Raw genomic sequence first — 3323 nt, forward strand, 5'->3', positions numbered from 1 at the left:
AATTTATTTTTCAATCTTGTATCCAACTCCCCATACAGTCTTTATAATCTTTGCATTCCTTGCATCCATTTCAATTTTTTCCCTAAGCCTTCTTATATGCACCATCACAGTGTTATTTCCTTCAAAGGCTTTCTCATTCCACACCCTGGTAAAAATATCATCAGTAGAAAATACCCGTCCCGGATTGCTTGCAAGCAAGCAGAGGATATCATATTCAATAGGAGTAAGTTTTGCTTCTCTGTCATAGGTCCTCACCTCTCTGGTGCTTTTATTTATATAGAGAGGACCGGCTTCTATAATTTCATCCCCAGGCTCGTCAGCAGACTTCTGACCCGAATTAAATTCTGTAAACCTTCTTAAATTTGCCTTTACTCTGGCTGTAAGTTCCAAAGGATTAAACGGTTTTGTCACATAATCATCTGCTCCATTTCCCAGTCCCACTATCTTATCAAGGTCTGTTGACTTAGCTGAAAGCATTATGATAGGTATGTTACTTGTTTCCCTAATTTTCTTAACCATACTGAGTCCATCCATACCGGGCATCATTATATCTAAGATTGCCAGTGATATTTCTTCATCAGCTTTAAGCATTGTAAGTCCTGTTACCGCATCATTTGCCTTTTTTACATCATATCCCTCACTTACAAGATGTATCTCTACAAGATCTGCTATCTCTTTGTCATCATCCACAACAAGAATCTTTGCCTTTGTTTCCATATATTACTCCTGTTACCTGTTAATATTATACTTTATAGCGATTAAGACAGTTAGCTGTAATTTGCCTATATCGAAAGTTGACTTTCATTCAGACTAATCCAGCTAACTGATAAAATTATACCATTTTCAAATAATTTATGTATTAAATTATTCTTACAATTTATTCATATTTACAAACAAAAATAAGGACGGCTATTACCGTCCTTATAAAAAAGAGAGGAGTGGTTGGATAACAGGGAGTTACCAACCTGCAAATGAAAAAAGTAAATCTATACAAATTGGGGAATCTAGCAAGTTTATTTTCAGTTTTGGATTTATTATCTGTTCCTTAACTGATGCTTAGATTATATACCATAAATATGAAGTCCATTTGTAATTAATTTTAACAAACTATGAACATTTTAAATCATCCCAATAAATATACCATACGAATATAATCCCATAAATATCAATAATACAAAAAAATTAATTACCGCTGCTATTTTCGGAATGGTTTCTGCTATATATTCATCGTTCAGTGTTCTTACAGAAATTATAAAGCTGATAAGTGAAATTAAAAAGCCGGCAACTCCCATCGCCCCTACATAAATATCTGCCTGACCTCTATTTTTTACAGATATTACTATAGCGGCTGATAACATTATAAAGCTTATTATTCCAAGTATCAGACATATTATTCCATCTGCGGAGATAATCTTAGAAGAAAAACTAAGTCCTGTCTTTTCTTTATCACCTTTCTTTGATTTTGCTCTCCATCTTCTTTTCTTAAAAAGTTTTTTTGGCATTTTTTCATCCTTTGTAAGTAGGTACTATCTTTTTTATTGCTTCTCTAATCCTATCACCTGAAGGTTCTGTAAAGGCAAGTTCTATTATTTCTTCTAATTCAGCCCTAAACCTCTTCTCATCCATTTCTATCGGGCGTCCTATATGGATGAGTCTATTTTCAGTATCTTTTATGCCCTCTTCTTCCATAAGGAGTTCTTCATAAAGTTTTTCTCCCGGTCTTAAACCTGAAAATTCTATTTTAATATCTTTATCCGGCACAAAGCCTGAAAGCCTGATTATATTTCGTGCAAGTTCCAGTATTTTAACCGGCTCGCCCATTTCCAAAATAAATATTTCTCCACCTTTTGCGTAGGCTCCTGCCTGAAGCACTAATGACACAGCCTCGGGAATCGTCATAAAATAGCGAATTATATCAGGATGGGTTACTGTAACCGGACCTCCTGAAGCAATCTGCTTTTGAAATAACGGAATTACACTACCATTGCTTCCAAGCACATTTCCAAATCTTACAGCTACAAATTCAGTTTTTGAATTATGACCGAAGGTCTGAACTATCATCTCACATATTCTTTTGCTTGCTCCCATTACATTAGTAGGATTAACCGCCTTATCTGTTGAAATAAGTACAAATCTGTCAACTCCATATTTATCAGCAGTCTTAGCCGTATTATATGTTCCAAGCACATTATTCTTAATGGCTTCATTAGGGCTGTTTTCCATAAGCGGTACATGCTTATGTGCGGCTGCATGGTAGACCAAATTAGGCCTATACTCCGCAAAAATAGATTCCAATCTTTCTAAATTACGTACTGAAGCAATAAGAACTACAAGATTTAACTTAGGATAATTATGACGAAGTTCAAGTTCAATGTCATACGCATTATTTTCATATATATCCACGATTATAAGCTGTTTGGGTCTATGTCCTGCTATCTGCCTGCATAATTCACTTCCTATGGAACCTCCTCCACCTGTTACAAGCACCGTCTTTCCACTCACATATCCCATTACAAGATCAAGTTCAACTTTCACCGGCTCTCTTCCAAGCAAATCTTCAACACTCACATCTCTTAGCAGGGTCGCAGAAATATGTCCTTCGACTATTTCAGTCACACTAGGTGTAATTTTAAGTTTGCATCCTGTTTCGGTACAGATATTTATAAGTTCACTTAATTCCTTCCTACTTGCAGAAGGGATGGCTATGATTATTTCATTAATATCATATTTCTCTATATTTTCTGATATAGAATTCCTATCACCTACAACCTTAATTCCACTTATATAACTTCCAATCTTATTTTTATCATCATCTATGATACAGCAGAGCTCCTTCATTACACTGGCACTTGAAAGAATATCCCTTATAACCATATGACCTGTTTCTCCTGCACCGATGAGCATAACCCTGGAAGCTTGAAATACAGAAGTATTTACTCTGCTAGTTATCTGCATTCTTAGCATTCTATACAAAAACCTTATACCGGCAGTCAAGATAAGAAGAATAAAAAAATACAGTATATGATAAGTCCTTGGCAGAAAATAGCCTGTATAATTTTTGCTTTTTATAAATGCTATAGCTATCTCCACTGTTGTAGTTTCTATAGAAGCAAGAATTATCCTCTGCATTTCCACCACTCCGGCATAAGCCCAAAGGCTGGTGTACAGATGATTTACTGTAAAAATAACAACAGTAACAGCCATATTTATAATCAGCATACTTTGCATATTTTCAATGAAATTAACCGGGATTCGACTAAAGTTTAAGTCAAATCTTAAAAGCAAAGCAAGGACTCCTGCAACCCATACGACCATAAGGTCGT

The 3323-nt window shown here is 35.3% G+C and carries 3 protein-coding genes; all 3 read right to left on the bottom strand.

Features of this window, described 5'->3' with window-relative positions:
* Positions 1-3: 3 nt before the first annotated feature.
* A complete protein-coding gene (locus ACTTKP_RS11670; protein WP_442554072.1) occupies positions 4-717 on the bottom strand; it encodes a response regulator transcription factor in 714 nt (237 codons plus the stop codon).
* Positions 718-1118: 401 nt separating this feature from the next.
* Positions 1119-1502, bottom strand: a complete 384-nt coding sequence (locus tag ACTTKP_RS11675) for a hypothetical protein (RefSeq protein ID WP_442554073.1) — start codon at positions 1500-1502, stop codon at positions 1119-1121.
* Positions 1503-1506: 4 nt separating this feature from the next.
* Positions 1507-3323, bottom strand: a 1817-nt coding sequence (locus ACTTKP_RS11680) for a polysaccharide biosynthesis protein (protein WP_442554074.1), incomplete at its 5' end; no start/stop codon positions are given.

This window comes from Catonella sp. (assembly GCF_052169795.1).
Taxonomy (GTDB): domain Bacteria; phylum Bacillota; class Clostridia; order Lachnospirales; family Lachnospiraceae; genus Catonella.